Genomic DNA, 21,281 nt, shown 5'->3' with positions numbered 1-21,281 from the left:
GAGCGTTCTTGATGTCCATCCGCCTGTCGCGCCGCGCGGCGCTGATTTCGTCCGCCGTCGCCGCCACGGGCGCGGCCCTGCCGACGACCGGCTGGGCCCAGACCAGCGCCGATACACGCTCCGACGAGGAGATCGCCGCCGCCGCCGACGCCTGGGTGCAGCGCTGCATGGCCGCCTGGCCGGAGCAGCCCGCCGTGTCCCTGGCCCTGGTGCGCGACGGCAGGACGGTGCTGGCCAAGGGTTACGGCGTGCGCCGCCAGGGCAAGGCCGAGCCGGTCGATGAGCACACCCTGTTCGCCATTGCGTCGAACTCCAAGAACGTCACCGCCGCCTGCCTGGCCATCCTGGTCGACGAGGGCAAGGTGAAGTGGGACGAGCCGATCAGGACGTATCTGCCGGGCTTCACCCTGTCGGACCCGATGGTGGGCGAGCGGATCACCGTGCGCGATACCCTCAGCCACCGCGCGGGTTTCGGCCTGGGCGCGGGCGACCTGCTGTTCTGGCCCAATAGCGACCGGACCCGCGCCGAGGTCCTGGCCCAGGCCGCCTTCGTGCCGGTCAAGGACGGCTTTCGCGAAGGCTACAACTACTGCAACCTGATGTTCGTGGTCGCGGGCGCCGTGATCGAGAAGGCATCCGGCCTGTCGTGGGAGGACTTCGTCCAGACCCGCATCTTCGACAAGGTCGGCATGAGCGAGAGCGTGCCCCTGGCCCGCCTGGCCGATCCGAAGAAAAGCGCCCTGCCCCACGGCCGCGTCGGGCCGCCCCTGCGCTATCAGGGGCCGATGACCCAGATCGCCGAGTCCATCGTCGAGGTGTGGAACTGGGATTCGGCGGCGGCGGCGGGCGGCATCTGCGCCAGCGCCCACGACTGGGCCAAGTGGATCGCCGTGCGTCTGAACGACGGCAAGCTGGCCGACGGGTCGCGCCTGTTCTCCGAAGCCGCCGCGCGCGAGATGGTCAAGCCGAACATCGTCGTCTCCTCGTCCAACGGACCGACGGCTGAGCTGCCCAACCGGGCCGTGGCCTCGACCTACGCCATGGGGCTGCAGGTGCAGGACTATCGCGGCGAGCGGCTGGCGACGCACGGCGGCGGCTCGCCCGGCGGCATCTCGGCCACGGTGCTGATCCCCGGCCGCAAAATCGGTTTTTCCGTCTTCACCAACGCCGAGGAGAGCTTCCTCTTGCGCGCCCTGCGTTCGGGACTTTCGGACATCGCCATGAACAAGGTCGACGTCGACTGGATCGCCGACTCCAAGAAGCGCGAGGCCGAGGGAACCGAGAAGTCGCTGAAGGCCGCTGTCGAGATCGACGCCAAGCAGGCGGCGGGCGCGGCCCCCTCCCTGCCGCTGGAGGCCTACGCCGGAACCTGGCGCGATCCCTGGTACGGGGACATCGTCATCGAGCCGAAGACCGAAGGTCGCGGCCGCAACCGCAAGTCCGGCCTGTGGCTGCGCTTCACCCACACCCCGGCGCTGCAGGGCTGGTTGGAGCCCTATGACGGCGAGACCTTCCGCACCCGCTTCCCCGACAAGCGCGAAGAGGACGCCTTCATCACCTTTGCGATCGCCACGGCCAAGCCCGCGACCGCCACGGTCAAGGGCGTCTCGCCCGACATCGACTTCAGCTACGACTATCAAGACCTGCGGCTGACGCGGGTCTGAAAAAAAGTCCCTTCTCCCCTTGTGGGAGAAGGTGGCCCGTCAGGGCCGGATGAGGGGTGTGGGCGCCTCGCCTAAGATGTGGGGCGACGACACGTTTGAACCTTGAAGCCGCCCGCCATCACCCCTCATCCGTCATGCTGCGCATGCCACCTTCTCCCACAAGGGAAGAAGGGCCTCGGTCAGCGCGCAGGCCGCTGCCCCGCCTCGAGAATCGGCATGCCCGCCTCTGTCGGGATGTAGATGGTCTGGCGACCGTCCTTGCCGGCCGTCTCCTGCAGCATGTTGATGTAGGACCAGCGCAGATAGGCCTCCGGGCCGCCCAGGGCCTCAGCCATGATGCGGTTGGCCTCATTGGCGCCCTTGGCGCGCTCGATCTCGGCGGCGGCGGTCAGCTTGGCCGAGTCCAGGGCGGCCTGGGCCTCCAGCACGCGGATGCGGCGGTTCTGCACCGCCTCTTCATAGGCGGCGCGGCCGGCCATCTGCTTGGAGTAGACGTTGTAGGTCGGAAATCCGATCAGCACGATCGCCAGGACGGCGACGACGCCGACGATGGATCCAACGGTGAGGCCGACGCCGCGCATGGGCTTGTCCTGAAAAGCTAAAGCAAAGAGACGCGCAAGGTGGCGGCGAGAGCCGCCTGCGGTCAAGCATCATGACGACGCCGATCAGCGTCGGCGCTTCAGCGTCGCGGCCGGAGCAGGAACCAGCTCCAGGATATCGAGGTTGGACTCATTAGCCGGCCAGGGCGTCACCAGCCGCCAGCGGCTTTCGCCGATCCGCTCCAGCACCGAGACCATGTCGCGCTCGGGCCGCTGGCCATAGGCGCGGGCGGCTGGCTCCGACGCCAGCGCCATCGAGCCGAGGAAGACCATTTCACGATCATTCTCGGGGAACAGCAGGCCCGCCTGACGTTGCGAGCCGCTGAGCTTAGTCAGCTTCAGCCCCAGGGCGGTGTTCTCGATGCGGCAGGCGAACCAGCCGTAGACGACATAACCCAGACCGCCGTCACCGCCCTGAGAGCCCAGCTTGACCGTCCGGCAGCGATAGGCGCCCTCAGGCGGCGTCACGCCCGCCCGCGTCGCGGCCGGGTCGATCAGATCGCCCAGCGACGCTAGGTCGCCCGAACCTGTCTGACGCCTGGACTGCTCCAGAGCCAGCGACCAGGCGGCGGCCCGGCGCTGATAACGATCACGATCGGCGGCGGTGATGACGCCGCGCCAATCCGCCAGCACGGCGCCCGTCGGCGCGTCCGGCGCGGCCGGAATGGAAGGCGGCGGCGGAGGCGGAGGGGGCGGCGGCGGGGTCGTGGCGCACGCCGCCAGCAGGGCGGACAGCGACAGCGCCGCCAGACCGGTGCGGACAACGGTTGGTCGGAAAAAGTCAACGGGCGCGCGCTGCATATCGGGTTTCCCTGACGAACGGGATCGAAAGCCCCATTTCTCTAGGAAGCCGTCGCAGCCCTCCGCGTCAACCCTGAGCCGCGACTTATGAAGCGGCGCGCATCGCCGGCGGTCCGCTGAGGGCGCGCGTCAACGCCTGCGCCAACCCCGTCACGGAGACCGGGCGGTGCAGCACCTCGGCCACGTCCGCGGCCCTGGAAACCTCAGGATCCGAACTGACGCCCAGCACGGGGGTGGAGCGCATGGCCGGGTCCCTCCGCAGGTCCGTCAGGAAGGCCGCGCCGCCGTCCGCCGCCAGATCCAGATCGAGCACCACTGCGTCCGGCCGCAGGTCGCGCGCCATCGCTGCGGCCTTGGCCGCGCAGTCCGCGACATGAAGCTGCAAGCCGCCGAAATCCTGCACCAGGCGTCGCATCAGGGCGACGGCGGCCTTGTCCCTGGCGACATACAGGACCACGCCGTGCGGCAACCGCGACAGCTCCGGCAACAGGCGATCCGCATTCGGCGCCCCATCCGTCGAAGCCGCGTCGACGGCAGGCAGGCTGATGATGAAGGCGGCGCCCCGCCCCTCGGCGCTGACGCCTTCGAGACGGCCTTGCATGGCTTGCAACTGGGTCCTGGCGGCGGCCAGTCCCGGCCAGGATGAGCGGGCGCCCTCTTCGCCGACAGCGGCGATGGCGTGGGCGGCGAGCGGCTGGAACAGGGTTTCAAGCTGCGCCGACGACAGGCCCGGACCGTTGTCGCGAACCGTCACCTGGACCTCGCCGCCAAGACGGCGCGCCTGAATCTCCACAGAGCCGCCGGGGTCGCTGCGGCGTACCGCACCCGCGATCACGTCGGCGAAGACGCGCATCAGGCGTTCGGGATCCGCCATCGCGGTCAGCCCGGCCTGAGGCTCGGGCAGGGCCAGCGACACCTTGGCCGCCTCGGCCTCCTGAAGCAGGGGCAGGCAGGCGCGGTGCGCCAGCAACAGGGGATCGACGCGTTGAAGCCGGCCCGTCGCCGGCCGTTCGGCCTCGGCCAGGGCGCTCAAGCCCTCCACCAGCGTCAGCAGGCGCGTCGCCGCTTCGCCGATGCGTTCGGCCGCCTGCCGTTGGCGATGGCTGAGCGGCTCGCCCCCTGCGTTCAACCGCAGCAGATCCGAAAAGCCCAGCACGCCCTCCAGCGGCGTGCGCATCTGGCGACTGACGACGCGGATCAGATCGGCATGGCGACGACGGCCCTGAAAGGCCTCTTCTTCAGCACGCAGGCGCGCCGCATCGGACTGCGTCAGCGCGGCCTCGAGCTGGGCGACGCGGCCACGGGCGCCTTCCAGCTGGCCGTCATGAAGACGCTGGACCGCGCCGATGCGTCGATGCGCGCGGAAAGACAGCCGGACCCCGGCGACGCCTGTCGCCAGACAGAGAGCGACTACAAAGACGAGCAATTCCATCAGCCTTCCTCCCAGAGCGGGAGGATGACGACGAAAGGTTGTATTTGTCTGTAGGCGCAACCCCTACGGGTTAAGCGGGTCTCAGCCTTCTTCGTCCGTGGCGACCGCATCGGCCTTGCGGCGGGTGCGACGCTTGGGCGCGGGGGCCGGTTCATCCTCGGCGGAGGCCGCTTCTCCGGCCGCGATCGGCCGCGTCAGAAAGCCCGGCAGAGCGGCGGCGTCATCGGTCGGTTGAGCCGCATCGTCCTCGGCCGCCGCACGTGCACGTCGCGGAGCGCGAGGCGCGCGAGGCGCGCGCTCGACCGGGGCTTCTTCAACCACGGCCGGCGCCTCGGCGCTCTGAATCGGCTGGTCCTCGCCCGGGGCCGAATCTTCGCCAGAGGCGGCAGCGTCGCCTTCGCCTTCATTGTTCTCGAAGCGGCGGTTGCGCTCCTCACGCCGGCGCTCCCAGCGCTCCCGACGGGTTTCGCGGCGACCGCCCTCGCGGCCTTCGGCGTCGGCGCCGTTGTCCGATCCCTCGCGGTCACGGTCACGGTCGCGATCGCGGTCACGGTCGCGGTTGGCCTCACGGTCGGCACGCTCGGCCTGGCGGCGCGCCTCGTCTTCTACACGGCGCTCCTCGGCTTGCTGAGCGGCGATGATCGCGGCGGCCTGAGCGCCCGATTCGTCCTCGAAATCGATGTCAAAGCCCTGGCCCGCCAGTTCGCGCTGGGCGATCTCGCTGACCGGGCGTTGCGGCTGAAGCGCGCGCAGGACGCGGAAATAGTGTTCGGCGTGCTGGGTGTAGTTCTCCGCCAGGACGCGGTCGCCAGCGGCTGCGGCGTCGCGCGCCAGCTGCATATAGCGTTCATAGACGGTCTGGGCGTTGCCCCGGACCTTGATGTTCTCAGGACCTTGCGAGTCCCACGAGCGGTTCGGATTTGTGGCGTTGGCGTTGTTGCCGCCGCCGGGCTTCCGGTTGCGTCCGCGCTGACGCTTCATGCCCTTGAAATCTCTCATCGGAGCTTACCGTGCTGGTGCGGGCCGCCGTCGAAGAAGACGGGCGGGACCCTGTTCGTCGTTCCGTTCGTTCGGGGCCTATCCCCGGTGCGAGCTTTTCGGAAAACCGTGCGTTCCCCGTGGTCCGCCGCGTCCGTCTGAGGGGCGCGACCGTCACTGGACCCGGACGCGCTTAAGCGAGCAAACCTGCCCGAAAAGGATGCGTTGGGATGGGAACAACACGGACTTAGCGCGCGGCGCGCCGCTTTCCAAGGGTTTTTATTGCAGCGGCGCCTCGACCTCGGGGATGGGGCCCACGCGGGGGTCCGGACCGTTGGTCACGACGCGGTCGCGATCCGCCAGGTCCTTGACCACCTTGACGTCGGTGAAGCCGGCCGCCTCGAACAGGGCCTTGACCGCCTCGCCCTGGTCCCAGCCGATCTCGACGGCGAAGACGCCTTCGGGGCGCAGGATGCGGGCGATCTCGGGCGCCAGGTCGCGATAGGGCTGCAGCCCGTCCGGCCCGCCGTCCAAAGCCAGATGAGGGTCGTGCTCGCGCACCTCGGGGTCCAGGCCGGCGATGTCGCCGGTCGGAATATAGGGCGGGTTGGACACCACCAGATCGAAGCTGGCGTCGGCGAAACCCGCCGCCCAGTCCGTTCGCATGAAGGTGCAGCGGTTGTTCAGGTCCAGATTGGCCGCATTCTCCCGCGCCACGGCGATGGCCTCGGTCGAGATGTCGGTGCCGACGCCGCGCGCGCCGCGCCGCTCGGCCAGGGCCGCCAGCAGGATGGCGCCCGACCCGGTGCCCAGATCAGCCATCTCAAAGGTCGAGTGCGGCGGAAAGGCGCGCACGATGACGTCCACCACCGTCTCGGTGTCCGGGCGCGGGCTCAGCACGTCGGGGGTGACGTTCAGCATGATCTTCCAGAAGCCCTTGCGGCCCAGGATGCGCGACACCGGCTCGCGGCGCAGGCGGCGATCGACCATGGCGTCCAGCGCGCGGCTTTGCTCTTCGCTGAGAGCGCGATAGGGATCGGTCAGGATGTCGACGCGCCCCGCCCCGGTCGCCGCCTCAAGCAGCAGGCGGGCGTCGATGGAGGGGCTGTCGATGCCGGCGGCCTTCAGGCGGGCCTGCGCGCCTTTCCAGGCGGTCAGCAGGGTCGGTTGGGTGTTCTGATCGGGCATTCCCGGTGATTGGGGTCTGCGGCGCGCGATTTCAAGACGGAACGGCATCGCAGCGTAGCCGTTGAGGGGCGAATGGGGATTCACGACCTGCTCAAATCGAACCGTCGCCGTTCAAGGCGTCGCCCCTCTGGTTCCTCGACGAGAGGCAGCGGCGGCCTGGTGCGTTATCTGGCGGCTGCGGCCGGCGGGCTGGCGACCGGAGCCACCGCCGCCCACCTGCTCTATACGCAAGGCCATCGCTTCGGCCTTGAGCTGCGGCCGCCGCGCCCCGACGTCCTGCCGCCGCGCGATCCGACGCCCGAGGACTATGACGCCAAGGAGCCGGGACGCGGTCGCCTGGCCCAGCGGCCGTTGCAAATCCCGCACAAGGGCTGGGTCGATATCCTGTGGCGCACGGTGATGGGCTATTTCGGCGACCGGGTCGGCTTCGTGGCGGGGGGCGTGACCTTCTTCATGCTGCTGGCGCTGTTCCCGACGCTGGGCGCCTTCGTCACCATCTACGGCCTGTTCGCCGATCCGGCCGACGCCTGGGGGCAGCTCAGCTTCCTGTATGAGATCCTGCCCTCGAACGTGGCGCAGTTCCTGGGGGCTGAGATGACGCGGCTGGCGGGCAATTCCACCGGTCAGCTGACCTTCACCCTGGTGTGGACCCTGCTGCTGACGCTGTTGGCGGCGAACGGGGGCATCAAGACGCTCTTCTACGGCCTGAATCTCGCCTATCACGAGGTCGAGCGGCGCAACATCGTGGTCTACAACCTGATGTGCATGGCCTTCACCGTCTCGGCGATGGCGGCCGTGCTGCTGAGTTCGGCCCTGGTGGTCGGCGTGCCCTTGGTGCTGGCGGTGTTCGGGCTTCAGGACGAATGGGCCTATCTGGCGCCGCTCCGCTGGCCCCTGCTGTTCTTCGGCTATGTCGGCGCGCTGGCCCTGATCTATCGGCTGGGGCCGAGCCGGGCGCGGGCGCGGTGGCGCTGGCTGACGCCGGGCGCCCTGTTCGCAGCGACGATGAGCCTGCTGGTCTCCTTCCTGTTCAGCTGGTTCCTGACCAACTTCGTGCGCACCGATTCCTACGGCCCGCTGGCGGCGGCCATGGGTTTCCTGTTGTGGACCTGGTTCTCGGTGCAGGTGATCCTGATGGGCGCGCGCCTGAACGCCGAGATCGAACACCAGACGGCCCAGGACACGACCATCGGCCCGCCCCTGGCCATCGGCGAGCGGGGCGCAGTGATGGCCGATTCCGTCGGGGCCCGTCGCGGCAACCCCGCCGCCCTGGCCTATACGCTGAAATACGCCGAGAGCCTGGGCGACCGGGTGCTGAAGCGAGGCGCCCGCAAGAAACGGCGCTGATGCCTGAGCCTTAAGCGAACTCAGCTTCCAGATCGGCCAGGCGAGCGGCCTGATCCTCGGCGATCAGGGCGTCCAGCAAAGGGGCCAGGTCGCCTTCCAGAATCTGCGGCAGGCTGTGCAGGGTCAGGCCGATGCGGTGATCGGTCACGCGCCCTTGCGGGAAGTTGTAGGTGCGGATGCGCTCGGACCGGTCGCCCGAGCCGACCTGAGACTTGCGCGCGTCGGAACGAGCGGCGTCCTTGGCCTGGCGCTGCATGTCGTACAGGCGGATGCGCAGGTTCTTCATCGCCTTGTCGCGGTTCACGTGCTGCGACTTCTCTGACGAAGTGGCGACGATGCCGGTGGGCAGGTGGGTGATGCGCACCGCCGAATCCGTTTTGTTGACGTGCTGGCCGCCCGAGCCGGAGGCGCGGAAGGTGTCGATGCGGATGTCCTTGTCGAGAATCTCGATCTCGACGTCCTCGACCTCGGGCAGGACGGCGACCGTGGCCGCCGAGGTGTGGATGCGGCCGCCCGCCTCTGTGGTTGGCACGCGCTGGACGCGGTGGACGCCGCTTTCAAACTTCAGACGGCCGAACACGCCTTCGCCGCTGACGGTGGCGATGATTTCCTTGAAGCCGCCCGCATCGCCCTCGGTCGCGCTGTCGATCTCGACGCGCCAGCCGCGCGTGGAGGCGTAGCGGGAATACATGCGGAACAGGTCGCCCGCGAACAGCGCCGCCTCGTCCCCGCCGGTGCCGGCGCGCACTTCCAGCACGGCCGAGGCGTTTTCATCGGCGTCGCGCGGCGCCAGCAGCAAGGCGACCTCGCGCTCCAGTTCCGGCAGGCGTGCAGTCAGGGCGTCCAGTTCATCGCCGGCCAGGGCGGCCATTTCCGGGTCGGCGGCCATGGCTTTCAGGTCTTCGATCTCGGCGCGGGCGCGCGCCAGGGCCTGAACCGCATCCGCCACCGGCTTGAGCTCGGCGTGCTCTTTGGACAGGCGCACGATCTCGGCGCCGTCCGTGGCGGCGCCCATGCGGGCCTCCACCTGATGGAAGCGGTCGAGCACCTGATCGAGCCGGGCCTGGGGCAGTCGCAACGGCGTGTCCTTGCAGAGGAAAACGAGGGCGGAGCCTTACCCGCGCCGCCGCGCCGTGTCGATAAAAACGCCTCTACACGCGCATATGGAGCGATTGTGAACGGCCGTCACAAGCCCGTCAGCCCGGTTTCTTCGCACCTGCAAACACCCTAGCTCCACCTCGACTTTAACGGGCTGGAACGGAAGAGGAGACAGGGCATGACATATCAGAAACCTCCTGAAGGGGCGCCGGCGGCCATTGCGCCGGGCGCCGATGTCGCGCGCCTGTGCGCGCTCTACGACGGCCTGCTGACGCCGGGCTCACCTTCCATAAGCCCCGCCGCCGAACAGGAATTGAAGGCTCTGGCCAAGATCTTCGACCTGGACGCCGAGCGGCCCGCCGCCGAACTGTGGCCCTATCTCCGCGCGGTCCTGGTGCGGCAAGCGCCGCCGGAGCCGACGGCGGCCTCCACGCCGGTCGAGCCCCGCACCGTCCTGCTGGTCGAGGACGACGCCGACGCCGCCGCCGATCTGACCGAGGCGCTGGACGCCGCCGGACATCGCGTGATCGGCCCCTTCCACAGCGCCGAAGCGGCCGAGGCCGCGACCGCCTTGCACGCCATCGACCTGGCCCTGCTGGACATCAATCTGTCGGGCGAGGCGACCGGCGTCGACCTGGCGCGCAAGCTGAAATCGCGCTGGGGCGTGCCGGTCATCTTCCTGTCGGGCGACGTCACGGCGGCGGCGCACAACGCCGAGCTGGCCGCCGCCATGGTGATCAAACCCTACAGCGGGCGCGACGTGCTGGACGCCATCGCCCGGCTGGAGGGGGCCTGACGCCCGGCAGGGGCGCTTCGCGCAGGCCATTGCCAGACCGGCTGCGACCTGCGCCTGATGGTCCGTAATCCCCGGCTGAGGCGCTGAATGGAAACCTTCTTCCTGTTTCTGCTGGTCGGCGTCCTGGCCCAGGCGGTCGATGGGGCGCTCGGCATGGCCTATGGCGTCATCTCGTCATCCGTCCTTTTGGCGCTGGGGGTGCCCCCGGCCACGGCGTCGGCCAGCGTTCACGCCGCCGAAGTCTTCACCACCGCCGCCTCGGCGGGCAGCCACGCCTGGCACAAGAACGTCGAATGGCGGCTGATGGCGCCGCTGGCCGTCGCCGGGGTGATCGGCGGAGTTCTGGGCGCCTATGTGCTGACCGGGCTGGAAGCGGCGGTGATCAAGCCCTTCATCGTCGCCTATCTGGCCCTGATCGGAGTGTGGATTCTGTGGCGGGCCGGGCACGATATTCCGCACCGCCGCCTGCCCGCCTGGATCACCGGGCCGCTGGGACTGGTCGGCGGCTTTCTGGACGCGATCGGCGGCGGAGGCTGGGGGCCGACCGTCTCCTCGACCCTGGTCGGCGCCGGGCACGAGCCCCGCAAGGCCATCGGCACGGTCAACACGGCCGAGTTCTTCCTGACCGTCGCCGTCTCGGCCACCTTCGTCTGGGCCCTGGTCACCGGCCACTGGGAAGAAGCCGGGGCCCTCCAGAATCACGCCGCCGCTGTGGGCGGACTGGTCGTCGGCGGGCTGATCGCCGCCCCCTTCGCCGGCCTGATCGTCAAGAAGGTGCCGCGCAAGGTGCTGACCTATGCCGTCGGCGGCCTCTTGATCGTGCTGGCGGCGTTCCAGGGCTATCAGCTCCTGACCTAACGCGGGTCATTGACAGCCGATCGCGCGGCTGGCCGACTGTCCCCACACCAGGCCGGGGGGCGACGAATGCGCGTATGGATGATCGGCGTCATGGTCGGGGGACTGGTGTCCGGCTGCGCCTCGACACAGACGATCCCGCCGCAGATCGAACAGATCGATCAGCCCGCTCTCGGCGCCGTCGCCGCCATCGAAGTGGGCGAGGCGGCGGTCGCGACAGGACGGAGCCGAAGCCTGCCGGGTCTGGCCCTGGCCAATGAGCTGAGCTGGGGCGACGGGGTGCTGAGAAAACGCTTCACCATCGCGCCGGGCCGACTGGCGGCGCGCCAGAGCGACGCCCGCCACATCTATTATTTTTCCGACCGGATGACCGCCCGCGATCCGCTGTTCGGAACGGCGCCCTACGCCTCCGGCGGGCTGTGCCGCGCCAAGGACGGCTCAGGCCCGGTGCGCGGCTTCATCACGCCGGGCCAGTGCGTCCTGACCTGGAACGCGACGCCCCAGGTGCGCGATATCCGTATCGAAGAGGCCGACGAGGGCGCGCGGCGACGCGAGCTGATCTACCACGGCCGGGCCGACGGCAAGGTCCGCTTCCTCTATCGCGAGACGATGGGCGACAGCGCGCCGCAGACCCAGAGCCTCGACTATGACCTGGCCCACAGCGCGGTGATCGGCTTTCGCGGCGCCCGGCTGGAGGTTCTGGAGGCGGACAACACCCGTCTGCGTTACCGCCTTCTCGCCGCGTTCGACGGGGACGACTGAGCCTCAGACGGGATAGGTGTCGATGAAGCTGGGCCGCTGCTCCAGCGCCGTCTGCAGGGCGACCAGGTTCGGGCGCCCGGTCTTCCAGTCGTAGTCCGGGTGGCGGAAGCCGATCCAGGTGACGGCGACGCCCGCCGTCAGCACGCCCACGTCCAGCGCCTGGCCGTCCGGCGCGGCGGCTTCCAGCGCGTCCAGGGCGCGGCCCATATTGACGGTCCAGCGCTCGATCCAGGACGCCGAGCGCTCCTGCTCCGGGCGGCGCTTCTCCAGCACCAGTTTGACGCCCATCTCCAGCGCCGCATTGCCGAGCGTCTCCAGCCGCTTGACCCGCAGACGCTCTGCGCCTTCCGGCGGCAGCAGGCGCGGGCCGGCGCCCAGGGCGTCCAGATATTCAGCGATCACCGGGCTGTCGTTCAGCGGCAGGCCGTCCTCGGCGATCAGGGTCGGCACCTGCACCACCGGGTTGGTCGACAGCAGCTCCGGCGCATTGCCGTAGGGATCGACGACGATCTCCTCGATACGGTCGGCCAGACCCTTTTCACGGGCGACGATGCGCACCTTGCGCGCGAAGGGCGACGGGGTGGTGATGTAGAGTTTCATGATTACTCGGCGGCGTTGAGGGTGGCGGGAGCCGCGCGGGCGGCGTCCAGTTCGGCGGCCTTGGCTTCGACCTGGGCGACGATCTCCTCGATCATGCCGTCGTTGGCCTGTTTGTGGGCGATCTTGCCGTTCAGATAGACCATGCCCGCCCCCTTGCCGCCGCCGGTGAAGCCGACGTCGGTATAGAGGGCCTCGCCCGGCCCGTTGACGACGCAGCCGATGATCGACAGCGACATGGCGGTCGAGATGTGCGCCAGCCGCTCTTCCAGAATCCCCACCGTCTCGATCACGTTGAAGCCCTGACGCGCGCAGGACGGGCAGGCGATGATGTTCACCCCCCGGTGCCGCAGGCCCAGCGACTTGAGGATGTCGAAACCGACCTTGATCTCTTCGACCGGATCGGCGGCCAGGGACACGCGGATGGTGTCGCCGATGCCCGACCACAGCATATTGCCCATGCCGATGGCCGATTTGATCGTGCCGGTGCGCAGCGGGCCCGCCTCGGTCACGCCCAGATGCAGGGGGCAGTCGATGGCGTCGGCCAGCTGCTGATAGGCGGCGACCGTCAGGAAGGGGTCGGACGCCTTCACCGAAATCTTGAACTCGTGGAAGTCCAGGTCCTGCAGGATGCGGGCGTGGTTCAGGGCGCTTTCGACCATCGCGTCGGGACAGGGCTCGCCGTATTTCTCCAGCAACTCCTTCTCCAGCGACCCGGCGTTGACGCCGATGCGCATGGAGCAGCCGTGGTCGCGGGCGGCCTGAACGACCTCCTTGACCCGCTCGATCGAGCCGATGTTGCCGGGGTTGATGCGCAGGCAGGCGGCGCCCGCCTGGGCCGCCTCGATGCCTCGGCGGTAATGGAAATGGATGTCGGCCACCAGCGGCACGCAGGCCTCGCGCGCAATGGTGCTGAAGGCCGCCGTCGACTCTTCGTCCGGGCAAGAGACGCGGACGATGTCGGCCCCGGCCTCTTCCAGCTGGCGGATCTGCTCCAGCGTCGCCGCCGCGTCGGCGGTCGGCGTATTGGTCATCGACTGGACGCTGATCGGCGCGCCCCCGCCGACGGGAACGGAGCCGACCATGATCTGGCGGCTCTTGCGGCGCTCGATGTGGCGCCAGGGGCGGACGTGGCCGAGTTCGGAACTTTGGTCGCTCATGACGCCGTACACATAGGACAGGACGGACGGCAAAACCACGACAGACGACGAAAGATCGTCGTCGCAGCCAAAGGATCAGATCAGGCGGCGGGCGGCTGGGCGACCGGGGCAGCGGCAGGCTGATACGGCTGCGGTCCCGGCGCAGCGGCGGCGGCGGCGGCGGCGGCCTGGGCGGCGCGGGCGCGGGCCTCGACGGCGGCGGCGGCGCGCGCCTCGGATTCACGCGCGGCGGCCTGGGCGCGATTGTTCAGCGCGCCCAGCGGCGACTGAGGCGCGGGCAGGACCCCGCCGTGCTCGCCGTTCAGATAGACGTCGAACGCCTCCGGATCGGGCGTGTCGATGGTGGCCGACAGGCCGGGCGGCGCGCGCCAGGCCTCGCCCGCCGCCAGTTGGCGCGCGAACAGGATGCGGCCGTCGCCCTGACGGATGACCAGGATGGCGGGCTTGCGGGCCTGAAGCGTGACCTGCGACACCGTGGCCGAGGCGCCGTAGATGGCGCCGCGCGGGTTGAAGGCGGCCTGCACCGGCGGGGCGGGCGGCGGCGCGGCGTTGGGGTCGTCCGGGTCGATGCCGGTCAGCTGCGCCTCCAAGCCCGGCGTGATGTACATGGCCGGCGTGGTCTGATCCGGCGGGGCGGCCCGGGGGGCGCCGAGGTACAGGGCGCGGTCGCGCTGGCGGTCGGCCTGCTCGGCCCAGTCCTTGGGTACGGCGACCAGATCCGACGGGTGCGGCGCCTCGATACGGTTCAGGCGCTGAAACACGTTCCAGCCGACCACCACCGCCAGAAAGGCGCCGATGACGCCCAGGATCTTGGGCGAGTTCTGGCGCATCTGCTGCAGGGCGGCGCCCGTCGGCGGCTGCAGCGGCACGGCCGCATCGGGATATTCCTGCTTGAACCGCTCGATCGCGTTCAGCTCGTCCAGCCCCAGGGCGCCCGCGTAGGCGCGCACATAGCCCATCGAGAAGATGCGCGACGGCAGGGCGGCGTATTCGGCCTGCTCCAGCGCCGTCAGGAAACGCGGATGCACCCGCGTCATGGTCGACAGCTGGGCCATCGACAGGCCCGAGGCCAGACGCGCGGCGCGCAAAGTCGCGCCCAGGGAATCATCCGAGGGATCTTCCGGCGCCGGCTGGGGCGTCGGCTCAGGGGTCTGATCCAGCGTCGCGTCGGCGTCGAAGTCGAACGCGGCTTGCCGATCCTGGTCCATAGGGTCGGGGTTCCGTCACGCCAGGCGGCCGTGCGCCCGTCATCCCCGCTTAGACGAGGCGAGGAGCGCGGGCAACGCGGGAAAGCGGCGCAGCTTTCCTAGACTTCCACGTTCAGCTTGCGCGCCAGCGACTCGATCTCGCCGCGCACCGACCCGGCCGAGGAGCCGAGCAGGACGTTCATCCCCCGTCGCGCCGCGTTGAGATCCGCCGACAGGATCATCCGCTTGACCGGCCCCACCCCGCCTGCGGGGGCGGACAGGCGGCTGTAGCCCAGGGTGATCAGGGCGAAGGCCTCCAGCGGGCGGCCCGCCAGTTCGCCGCAGACGGAGACCGGCGTGGCGCTGTCGGCGCACTTTTGTTGAATCTCGGCCAGGGCGCGCAGGAAGGGCGGCGACAGGGCGTCATAACGCTCGGACACCCGCGGGTTCGTGCGGTCGGAGGCGAACATATACTGCATCAGGTCGTTGGTGCCGATCGAGACGAAGTCGGTCAGCGGCAGCAGGGCGTCCAGGTGCCACAGCAGGCTGGGGCACTCGATCATGGCCCCGACGCGCAGCAGGGACGGCAGCGGGCGGCCCCGGCGCCGCGCCCAGTCGCATTCAATGTCGACCAGTTCGCGCGCGGCCCTGAACTCGTCCACCGTGGCGATCATCGGGAACATGACGCGCAGTTCGCGCCCGGCGGCGGCGGTCAGCAGGGCGCGCAGCTGCATCCTCAGCAGGGCCGGACGATCCAGCCCCAGACGGATGGCGCGCCGCCCCAGCGCCGGGTTCTCCTCGCGCTCATTGTCCAGATAGGGCAGGACCTTGTCGCCGCCGATATCCAGCGTGCGGAAGGTGACCGGCCGATCGCCCGCCGCATCCAGCACCAGCTTGTAGAGCGCCGTCTGCGAGTCCAGGCGCGGCAGTTCGTCCGAGACCATGAACTGGAACTCGGTGCGGAACAGGCCGATGCCCTCAGCCCCCGTAGCGTCCAGATTCTCCAGATCCACCGCCAGACCGGCGTTGGTCAGCAGCACGATGCGCTTGCCGTCCTTGGTGACGGCGGGGGTGTCGCGCAGTTGGTCGAACTCGGCGCGCTGCTGGGCGCGCACGGCCATGCGGCTCTCGACCGCCGCCAGCATGTCCGGACGCGGCCGCAGATAGGCCTCGCCCGTTTCGCCGTCGACGATCACCTGATCGCCCTCGGTCAGGCGGTCGCGCAGGCCCTGAAGGCGGCCGACGCAAGGGATCTGCAGGGCGCGCGCGACAATGGCCGCGTGGGCAGCGGCGGAGCCCTCTTCCAGCAGCAGGCCGCGCAGCTTGTGGCGCGGATATTCCAGCAGGTCCGCCGGACCCAGATTCTTGGCCACCAGGATCGCGTCGTCGGGCAGGTCGCGCTGGCCCGGATGGTCGCCCGCCATCAGACGCAGCAGGCGGTTGGCCACGTCCTCGAAGTCGTGCAGCCGCTCGCGGATGTAGGGATCGCGGGCGTTGGCGAAGCGGGCGCGGTGCTCGTTGCGGACGCGGTCGACGGCGGCCTCGGCCGTCAGGCCAGAGCGCACCGCCTCCTCCAGCGACCGGTTCCAGCCCCGGTCGTCGGCGAACATGCGATAGGTCTCCAGCACCTCATAGGGGGTGCCGCCCAGCTTGCCCTGACTGCCTTCCAGCAGGGCGTCGATGCTGGTGCGCAGACCGTCCAGCGCCGCCTTCAGGCGGACCTCCTCGGCGACCGGGTCGTCGGCCAGAAGCTGTTCGGGCGCGATCGGCGCCTCGTGCAGCACCGCCCGACCGAACGACAGGCCTTCGGCGAACTTCTGTCCCCGCAGCCGTTCGGGCCGATGGGGCGCCACCTCGACGTCGCGCAACTCCTCCAGCGCCAGCAGCTCGCCCGAGGCCACCGTCTCGGCCAGGACCATGGCGATGGTCTGGATGTCCTCGATCTCTTCCTCGTCATAGCGACGAGCGGCGCGGTTCTGGACGACCAGAACGCCGATGGCCCGGCCGCCGCGCAGCAGGGGCGCGCCGAGGAAGGCGTGATAGGGGTCTTCGCCCGTTTCCGGCCGGTAGGAGAAGCTGGGGTGCGACTGGGCGTCCGACAGGCTCAGCGGTTCGGCCGTGCGGGCCACCTCGCCGACCAGACCCTCGCCGGGGCGCAGGCGGGTGTTATGGACAGCCTCGGGGTTCAGCCCCTCGGTGGCGAACAGCTCCAGCTCGCCCGAGGCGCGCCGCAGATAGATGGAGCAGACCTCGGCCACCATCGAGCGGGCGATGATCCGCACCACCATGTTCAGCCGGGTCTGGGCCGGCGCGCCGCCCCCCGGCCCGGCCAGGGCCTCGCGGATCTGGCGCAACAGGAGGCGTGGCCCCCTCGCCGTCACTGCTGCGCCCTTGACCATGGTCTCTCCCGCCTAACCGTCCGATCCGTTCAGATAGGGCGGCGCGTCCGTTATCCTAGCTTTCCGCGTCCAGTCCGTAGGCCGCGTGCAGCGCACGCACCGCCAGCTCTGCATAATCCGAATCGATCAGAACGCTGATCTTGATTTCAGAGGTCGAGATAGCCTGGAACTTCACGCCCTTGTCGGCCAGGGCGCGGAACATGGTCTGGGCCACGCCCGCGTGGCTTCTCATGCCGACGCCGATCACCGAGACCTTGGCCACGTCGTCGTCGACCCGCAGCTCCTCAAAGCCGATATCGGCCTTGGCCGCCATCATCAGGTCGGCCGCGCGGCGCGCGTCGCGGCGGCCGGTCGTGAAGGTCAGATTGACCGCCCCTTCGGTGCGGGCCTGGCTCTGCACGATCATGTCGACATTGACCTCGGCCTCGGCCAGGCGGGTGAAGACGTCGGCCGGGGCGTCCGTCCGGTCCGACAGGCCCAAAAGCGTGATCCGGGCTTCGTCCCGGCTCATGGTCACGCCGGAAACGATGCGCTTTTCCACGATCTCATCCTCGTCGCAAATCAGGGTGCCGGCGTGTTGCGGCAGGTTTCCGTTTTCATCCGGTTCGATAAAGCTGGACAGGACGCGCACCGGCACGCGCTTGTGCATGGCCAGCTCGACCGAGCGGGTCTGCAGCACCTTGGCGCCCAGCGACGCCATCTCCAGCATTTCTTCGTAGGACACCTTCTCCAGGCGCCGGGCGCGGCTCTGGATGCGCGGGTCGGTCGTATAGACGCCGTCCACGTCGGTATAGATGTCGCACGGCGCGCCGAGCGCCGCCGCCACCGCCACCGCCGAGGTGTCCGAGCCGCCCCGGCCCAGGGTGGTGATGCGCCCGTCGCGGGTCACGCCCTGGAAGCCCGGCACGATGGCGATCTCGCCCGCGTCGACGGCGGCGCCCAGCACGTCGCCCGGCACCTCCTCGATGCGGGCGCGGCCGTGGGCGTCGTCGGTCAGGATCGGAATCTGCCAGCCCATCCAGCTGCGGGCCTTGAAGCCCATGTTGCGCAGGGTCAGGGCCAGAAGGCCCGAGGTCACCTGCTCGCCCGAGGCGACCACTACGTCGTATTCGTCGTCCGACAGGGCGCTGTCGGCGTACAGGCCCGGCGCGGCGGCGCCGACGCCGTCGGTCCAGGCGACCAGCTCATTGGTCTTGCCCGCCATGGCCGAGACGACCACCGCCACGCCCTTGCCTCTGGAGGCCTCGGCGGCGACGATGCGCGCCGCGCGACGGATGCGTTCGAGGTCGGCCATGGAGGTGCCGCCGAACTTCATCACCAACCGGTTCGTGTCGGCCCGCGTCATCCCTGCGCCTGATCCCCCTGCTTGCATGGCGGGCGAAGGCGGTCCATGCCTGAGCCCATGCCCGCTTCTAACGACAGCCTTGATCCGCGCAAACCCCAAAGCGATGAGGGTTTTTCACCCTTTGCTACCGATCGTGCCGAAGGGCCGAGCATTGATCCTGCCGATGTGGCGCGCTTTTCGGCCCAGGCGGCGCAGTGGTGGGACCCCAAAGGCCCTTTCGCGCCCCTGCATCGCTTCAATCCGGCGCGGCTGAAATTCGTGCGCGACCGGGCGGCCGAGCATTTCCAGCGCGACGTAAAGGCGCGCGCGCCGTTCGACGGCCTCAGCCTGATCGACATCGGCTGCGGCGGCGGGCTGATCGCCGAGCCGATGCGGCGCCTGGGCTTTGACGTCACCGCCATCGACGCCTCGTCCGAGAACATCGGCACCGCCCGCGCCCACGCCGAGCAGGTCGGGCTGGACATCGCCTATCGCGCCGCCACGGTGGAGCAGATGGTCGAAGCGGGGGCCGGGCCGTTCGACGTGGTGCTGACGATGGAGGTGATCGAGCACGTCGCCGACCCGGAAAGCTTCATCCGCGCCTGCTCAAAGCTGATCAAGCCCGGCGGCCTGATGATCGTCGCCACCCTGAACCGCACGCTGAAGGGGCTGCTGCTGGGCAAGGTCGCGGCCGAATATGTGCTGCGCTGGGTGCCGGCGGGCACCCACGACTGGCGCCAGTTCCTCAAGCCCGAAGAACTGCGCGCCATGCTGGACGGGGAGCCCCTGAGCGTCACCGGCCCCTACGGCCTGGCCTACGACCCGCTGAGCGACCGCTGGAGCGAGGGCGATGACGCGGGCGTCAACTATATGATGATGGCGACGCGGGACGCCTGACCGCTCAGAGCGGCCGGACCATGTAGCGGGCGTCGTCGCCGTAGCTGGCCAGCTTCTCGGCCATGCCGGGCGGGTTCTGGATCTCGAAACCGTTGCGCGACCAGAAGCTTGATGCGTCGTTGACCGCGACCAGCGCCACCGACGGCCAGCCGTCCGCCCGGGCCTGATCGGCCAGACGCTCGATGATGGGGCGGGTGTGGCCGCCGCCGCGCGTATCGGGGTGCAGGGCCAGATCGTGCAGATAGACCACCTCCGCCTCGGCCGGGATGGCGTCGATCAGCACGTTGAGCGCCGGGGCCGCATTCAGCCTCCACGGATAGGCGACCAGATAACCCGTGATCGCTCCGTCCTGCGCCGCCAGAACGAAGCAGCCCTGAGGATAGAGCTCCAGCCGGTTGGCGAAACAGGCGCGCTCTTCGGGATGATCGGGGAAAGACAGTTGGGCCACCGCGACCACGCCGTCGAGGTCGTCCGGCGTCATGGCCCGCCAGTTCAGTTCGGACAGCGGGCGTTCAGCTTCGCCCTGTTGAATCGCCATTGCACGCTCCATTCATCCGTTAACGTCAAATCCCTCCGCGCCCGACATAGGCGACCGTGCACCGTGCGTCGCGAGCGAAAGACTGCGACTAATTCGCCTTCTTGGGGTCGGGCGGCAAGCTGGGCAGGGGGGCGCAGGGCACGCCGTCGTCCTTGAGCTTCTTGATCTCGGCGGGGGTGGCCTCGCCGTAGATCTCGCGTTTTTCGCTGCGGCCTTCGTGGATGTCGCGGGCCTCGCGGGCGAAGGCGTCGCCGACGTAGTCGAAGTTCTGCTCGACGTGGGCGCGCACCTGCTGCGCCGCCTGCATCATCATCGACTGCATCTGCTTCAGAGCTTCAGGTTTCAGGGCGTCGGGCGACGGCGCGGTCTTCTTCGTGCCCGAGACGGCCGGGGCCATCACCTGCTTGCGCACCGCTGTCGAGCCGCAGAAGGGGCATTCGACCAGGCCGCGCGCCGCCTGATCGTCGTAGTCGGACGAGGAGCCGAACCAGGCCTCGAAGCCGTGGTCGTGGTCGCAGCAAAGGGCGTAACGGATCATAGGGGCAGGTCGAAGTCGCGGTCGTGGCGCAGGGCCGGCACGGAGGCGCGCGCCCGCTCTACAGCAGAAAGGTCCAGCCGGGCGTGAAGCACGGCCGGCTCATCATGGTCGAGCCGGGCGATGATTTCGCCCCACGGGCCGACGACCAGGGAGCGGCCCCAGGTCTGGCGGCCGTCCTCATGCGCGCCGCCCTGGGCCGGCGCCAGGATGAAGGCCCCTGTCTCGATCGCGCGGGCGCGCAGCAGCGTCTCCCAGTGCGCCTCGCCGGTCGGGCGGGTGAAGGCGGCGGGGACGGCGATCAGGCTCGCGCCCGCCTTGGCCAGGGCGCGATACAGGTGCGGAAAACGCAGGTCGTAGCAGATGGTCAGGCCCAGACCGCCCCAGGGCGTATCGGCGACCACCGCCGCCTCGCCGGGCCGCACCGAGGCGCTCTCGCGATAGGTCTCGCCGTTCGGCAGGTCGACATCGAAGACGTGCAGCTTGTCGTAGCGCGCAGTGATCGTACCGCCGGGGTCGATCAGCAGCGAGCGATTGGCGGCGCGCGGGTCGTCCGCCACGCCCGAACGGACAATGGCCGAGCCGACCAGAAGCCAGACTCCCAGTTCGGCGGCCAGGGCCTGCAGCCCCAGCACAGCCGGATCGGCGCCTTCGTCTGACAGGGCGGCGTCGCGGAAGGCCCGGCGCTGTTCGAGGACGTTGGTCCCCTCAGGCGTCAGGATCAGCTGGGCGCCCCCTGCGGCGGCCTGGCGGATAAGGGGCTCGACATGCGCCAGCCCCGCGGCCGCCGTCGCCGGCGTCCGCGTCTGGATCAGCGCAATGTCGAGCGCGTCGGTCACCTAGGCCGCCAGCAAGGCGTCCAGCTCGCCCTTGCGGTCCAGGGCGTGGATGTCGTCCGAGCCGCCGACGTGTTTCCCGTCGATGAAGATCTGCGGGAAGGTGGCGGCGCCGCCCGAGCGCTGGACCATCTCGGCCTTCTTCTCGGGGTCGTTGGAGGCGACGATGTTGGTATAGGCCGCGCCCTTGCTGTCCAGCAGGGCCATGGCGCGGATGCAGTAGGGGCAGCCGGGTTTGGTGTAGAGAACGACTTCGGCCAAGGGGAGCTCCTGAAGGCTGAGGGGAAG

The 21,281-nt window shown here is 69.4% G+C and carries 21 protein-coding genes; 6 read left to right on the top strand and 15 right to left on the bottom strand.

Annotated elements, in window-relative coordinates; genetic code table 11:
* The first annotated feature begins 11 nt into the window (after nucleotides 1–11).
* Nucleotides 12–1,664 (top strand): serine hydrolase, encoded by a 1,653-nt coding sequence (locus ACLBV5_RS12795; RefSeq protein WP_447605900.1) that lies wholly within the window; start codon nucleotides 12–14, stop codon nucleotides 1,662–1,664.
* 179 nt (nucleotides 1,665–1,843) lie between these two features.
* On the opposite strand, the gene ACLBV5_RS12790 is transcribed toward ACLBV5_RS12795, so the two are convergent.
* From ACLBV5_RS12790 to prmC, 5 genes are all read right to left on the bottom strand, one after another.
* Nucleotides 1,844–2,245 carry a hypothetical protein gene (locus ACLBV5_RS12790; protein WP_025976900.1) on the bottom strand — a complete coding sequence of 134 codons (402 nt, stop codon included), beginning with the start codon at nucleotides 2,243–2,245 and terminating at the stop codon, nucleotides 1,844–1,846.
* An 84-nt stretch (nucleotides 2,246–2,329) separates the two neighbouring features.
* Nucleotides 2,330–3,064 (bottom strand): DUF4893 domain-containing protein, encoded by a 735-nt coding sequence (locus ACLBV5_RS12785; RefSeq protein ID WP_447605899.1) that lies wholly within the window; start codon nucleotides 3,062–3,064, stop codon nucleotides 2,330–2,332.
* Between the two features lie 85 nt (nucleotides 3,065–3,149).
* Complete coding sequence (locus tag ACLBV5_RS12780; protein ID WP_447605898.1) at nucleotides 3,150–4,496, bottom strand: ATP-binding protein; 1,347 nt, start codon at nucleotides 4,494–4,496, stop codon at nucleotides 3,150–3,152.
* A gap of 81 nt (nucleotides 4,497–4,577) precedes the next feature.
* Nucleotides 4,578–5,477: a DUF4167 domain-containing protein gene (locus tag ACLBV5_RS12775; protein ID WP_447605897.1), complete on the bottom strand. Its 900-nt coding sequence runs from the start codon at nucleotides 5,475–5,477 to the stop codon at nucleotides 4,578–4,580.
* A 276-nt stretch (nucleotides 5,478–5,753) separates the two neighbouring features.
* Complete coding sequence (gene prmC, locus ACLBV5_RS12770; RefSeq protein WP_447605896.1) at nucleotides 5,754–6,662, bottom strand: peptide chain release factor N(5)-glutamine methyltransferase; 909 nt, start codon at nucleotides 6,660–6,662, stop codon at nucleotides 5,754–5,756.
* 159 nt (nucleotides 6,663–6,821) lie between these two features.
* Here prmC and ACLBV5_RS12765 point away from each other — a divergent pair, with 159 nt between their 5' ends.
* Complete coding sequence (locus ACLBV5_RS12765; protein ID WP_447605895.1) at nucleotides 6,822–8,009, top strand: YihY/virulence factor BrkB family protein; 1,188 nt, start codon at nucleotides 6,822–6,824, stop codon at nucleotides 8,007–8,009.
* A gap of 10 nt (nucleotides 8,010–8,019) precedes the next feature.
* Here ACLBV5_RS12765 and prfA read toward each other — a convergent pair whose 3' ends face one another.
* Entirely contained in the window at nucleotides 8,020–9,087 is a 1,068-nt protein-coding gene (gene prfA, locus ACLBV5_RS12760) for a peptide chain release factor 1 (RefSeq protein ID WP_278070253.1), read from the bottom strand.
* 198 nt (nucleotides 9,088–9,285) lie between these two features.
* On the opposite strand from prfA, the gene ACLBV5_RS12755 reads away from it, so the two are divergent.
* From ACLBV5_RS12755 to ACLBV5_RS12745, 3 genes are all read left to right on the top strand, one after another.
* The gene (locus ACLBV5_RS12755; protein ID WP_447605894.1) at nucleotides 9,286–9,903 is read left to right on the top strand and encodes a response regulator; all 618 of its coding nucleotides are present in this window, start codon (nucleotides 9,286–9,288) and stop codon (nucleotides 9,901–9,903) included.
* Between the two features lie 87 nt (nucleotides 9,904–9,990).
* Nucleotides 9,991–10,761 carry a sulfite exporter TauE/SafE family protein gene (locus ACLBV5_RS12750; RefSeq protein WP_025976908.1) on the top strand — a complete coding sequence of 257 codons (771 nt, stop codon included), beginning with the start codon at nucleotides 9,991–9,993 and terminating at the stop codon, nucleotides 10,759–10,761.
* Between the two features lie 66 nt (nucleotides 10,762–10,827).
* Nucleotides 10,828–11,520 (top strand): hypothetical protein, encoded by a 693-nt coding sequence (locus tag ACLBV5_RS12745; RefSeq protein ID WP_447605893.1) that lies wholly within the window; start codon nucleotides 10,828–10,830, stop codon nucleotides 11,518–11,520.
* A 3-nt stretch (nucleotides 11,521–11,523) separates the two neighbouring features.
* Here ACLBV5_RS12745 and ACLBV5_RS12740 read toward each other — a convergent pair whose 3' ends face one another.
* From ACLBV5_RS12740 to ACLBV5_RS12720, 5 genes are all read right to left on the bottom strand, one after another.
* A complete protein-coding gene (locus ACLBV5_RS12740) occupies nucleotides 11,524–12,120 on the bottom strand; it encodes a glutathione S-transferase N-terminal domain-containing protein (protein WP_447605892.1) in 597 nt (198 codons plus the stop codon).
* A gap of 2 nt (nucleotides 12,121–12,122) precedes the next feature.
* Entirely contained in the window at nucleotides 12,123–13,277 is a 1,155-nt protein-coding gene (gene ispG, locus ACLBV5_RS12735) for a flavodoxin-dependent (E)-4-hydroxy-3-methylbut-2-enyl-diphosphate synthase (RefSeq protein WP_447605891.1), read from the bottom strand.
* A gap of 80 nt (nucleotides 13,278–13,357) precedes the next feature.
* Nucleotides 13,358–14,485 carry a helix-turn-helix domain-containing protein gene (locus tag ACLBV5_RS12730; RefSeq protein ID WP_447605890.1) on the bottom strand — a complete coding sequence of 376 codons (1,128 nt, stop codon included), beginning with the start codon at nucleotides 14,483–14,485 and terminating at the stop codon, nucleotides 13,358–13,360.
* A 98-nt stretch (nucleotides 14,486–14,583) separates the two neighbouring features.
* On the bottom strand, nucleotides 14,584–16,863 hold the full coding sequence (gene ptsP, locus ACLBV5_RS12725) for a phosphoenolpyruvate--protein phosphotransferase (protein ID WP_447605889.1): 2,280 nt from the start codon (nucleotides 16,861–16,863) through the stop codon (nucleotides 14,584–14,586).
* Nucleotides 16,864–16,918: 55 nt separating this feature from the next.
* Entirely contained in the window at nucleotides 16,919–18,208 is a 1,290-nt protein-coding gene (locus ACLBV5_RS12720) for an aspartate kinase (RefSeq protein ID WP_447605888.1), read from the bottom strand.
* A gap of 57 nt (nucleotides 18,209–18,265) precedes the next feature.
* On the opposite strand from ACLBV5_RS12720, the gene ubiG reads away from it, so the two are divergent.
* A complete protein-coding gene (gene ubiG, locus ACLBV5_RS12715) occupies nucleotides 18,266–19,084 on the top strand; it encodes a bifunctional 2-polyprenyl-6-hydroxyphenol methylase/3-demethylubiquinol 3-O-methyltransferase UbiG (RefSeq protein WP_447605971.1) in 819 nt (272 codons plus the stop codon).
* 4 nt (nucleotides 19,085–19,088) lie between these two features.
* Here the strand turns inward: ubiG and ACLBV5_RS12710 are convergent, their stop codons facing one another.
* The 4 genes from ACLBV5_RS12710 to grxC form a co-directional block, all read right to left on the bottom strand.
* Complete coding sequence (locus ACLBV5_RS12710) at nucleotides 19,089–19,622, bottom strand: GNAT family N-acetyltransferase (protein WP_447605887.1); 534 nt, start codon at nucleotides 19,620–19,622, stop codon at nucleotides 19,089–19,091.
* A gap of 88 nt (nucleotides 19,623–19,710) precedes the next feature.
* The gene (locus ACLBV5_RS12705) at nucleotides 19,711–20,160 is read right to left on the bottom strand and encodes a DUF1178 family protein (protein ID WP_447605886.1); all 450 of its coding nucleotides are present in this window, start codon (nucleotides 20,158–20,160) and stop codon (nucleotides 19,711–19,713) included.
* Complete coding sequence (locus ACLBV5_RS12700) at nucleotides 20,157–20,996, bottom strand: carbon-nitrogen hydrolase family protein (protein ID WP_447605885.1); 840 nt, start codon at nucleotides 20,994–20,996, stop codon at nucleotides 20,157–20,159. The genes ACLBV5_RS12705 and ACLBV5_RS12700 overlap by 4 nt, the downstream gene beginning before the upstream one ends.
* Nucleotides 20,997–21,254 carry a glutaredoxin 3 gene (gene grxC, locus ACLBV5_RS12695; protein ID WP_025976919.1) on the bottom strand — a complete coding sequence of 86 codons (258 nt, stop codon included), beginning with the start codon at nucleotides 21,252–21,254 and terminating at the stop codon, nucleotides 20,997–20,999.
* Nucleotides 21,255–21,281: the final 27 nt, after the last annotated feature.

This window comes from Brevundimonas sp. M1A4_2e, from assembly GCF_053345555.1.
Note: the sequence above shows the minus strand (reverse complement) of the source record. Positions and strands in the feature narration are given on the sequence as shown.

What these genes read in the sequence shown, in the direction of transcription:
- ACLBV5_RS12780 (WP_447605898.1), bottom strand. Translation starts at nt 4,496, where the DNA reads ATGGAATTGCTCGTCTTTGTAGTCGCTCTCTGTCTGGCGACAGGCGTC.
- ACLBV5_RS12750 (WP_025976908.1), top strand. Translation starts at nt 9,991, where the DNA reads ATGGAAACCTTCTTCCTGTTTCTGCTGGTCGGCGTCCTGGCCCAGGCG.
- ACLBV5_RS12720 (WP_447605888.1), bottom strand. Translation starts at nt 18,208, where the DNA reads ATGACGCGGGCCGACACGAACCGGTTGGTGATGAAGTTCGGCGGCACC.
- ACLBV5_RS12740 (WP_447605892.1), bottom strand. Translation starts at nt 12,120, where the DNA reads ATGAAACTCTACATCACCACCCCGTCGCCCTTCGCGCGCAAGGTGCGC.
- ACLBV5_RS12705 (WP_447605886.1), bottom strand. Translation starts at nt 20,160, where the DNA reads ATGATCCGTTACGCCCTTTGCTGCGACCACGACCACGGCTTCGAGGCC.
- ptsP (WP_447605889.1), bottom strand. Translation starts at nt 16,863, where the DNA reads ATGGTCAAGGGCGCAGCAGTGACGGCGAGGGGGCCACGCCTCCTGTTG.
- ACLBV5_RS12795 (WP_447605900.1), top strand. Translation starts at nt 12, where the DNA reads ATGTCCATCCGCCTGTCGCGCCGCGCGGCGCTGATTTCGTCCGCCGTC.
- prmC (WP_447605896.1), bottom strand. Translation starts at nt 6,662, where the DNA reads ATGCCCGATCAGAACACCCAACCGACCCTGCTGACCGCCTGGAAAGGC.
- ACLBV5_RS12730 (WP_447605890.1), bottom strand. Translation starts at nt 14,485, where the DNA reads ATGGACCAGGATCGGCAAGCCGCGTTCGACTTCGACGCCGACGCGACG.
- ACLBV5_RS12755 (WP_447605894.1), top strand. Translation starts at nt 9,286, where the DNA reads ATGACATATCAGAAACCTCCTGAAGGGGCGCCGGCGGCCATTGCGCCG.
- ACLBV5_RS12775 (WP_447605897.1), bottom strand. Translation starts at nt 5,477, where the DNA reads ATGAAGCGTCAGCGCGGACGCAACCGGAAGCCCGGCGGCGGCAACAAC.
- ispG (WP_447605891.1), bottom strand. Translation starts at nt 13,277, where the DNA reads ATGAGCGACCAAAGTTCCGAACTCGGCCACGTCCGCCCCTGGCGCCAC.
- ACLBV5_RS12785 (WP_447605899.1), bottom strand. Translation starts at nt 3,064, where the DNA reads ATGCAGCGCGCGCCCGTTGACTTTTTCCGACCAACCGTTGTCCGCACC.
- ACLBV5_RS12790 (WP_025976900.1), bottom strand. Translation starts at nt 2,245, where the DNA reads ATGCGCGGCGTCGGCCTCACCGTTGGATCCATCGTCGGCGTCGTCGCC.
- ACLBV5_RS12710 (WP_447605887.1), bottom strand. Translation starts at nt 19,622, where the DNA reads ATGGCGATTCAACAGGGCGAAGCTGAACGCCCGCTGTCCGAACTGAAC.
- ACLBV5_RS12745 (WP_447605893.1), top strand. Translation starts at nt 10,828, where the DNA reads ATGCGCGTATGGATGATCGGCGTCATGGTCGGGGGACTGGTGTCCGGC.
- ubiG (WP_447605971.1), top strand. Translation starts at nt 18,266, where the DNA reads ATGCCCGCTTCTAACGACAGCCTTGATCCGCGCAAACCCCAAAGCGAT.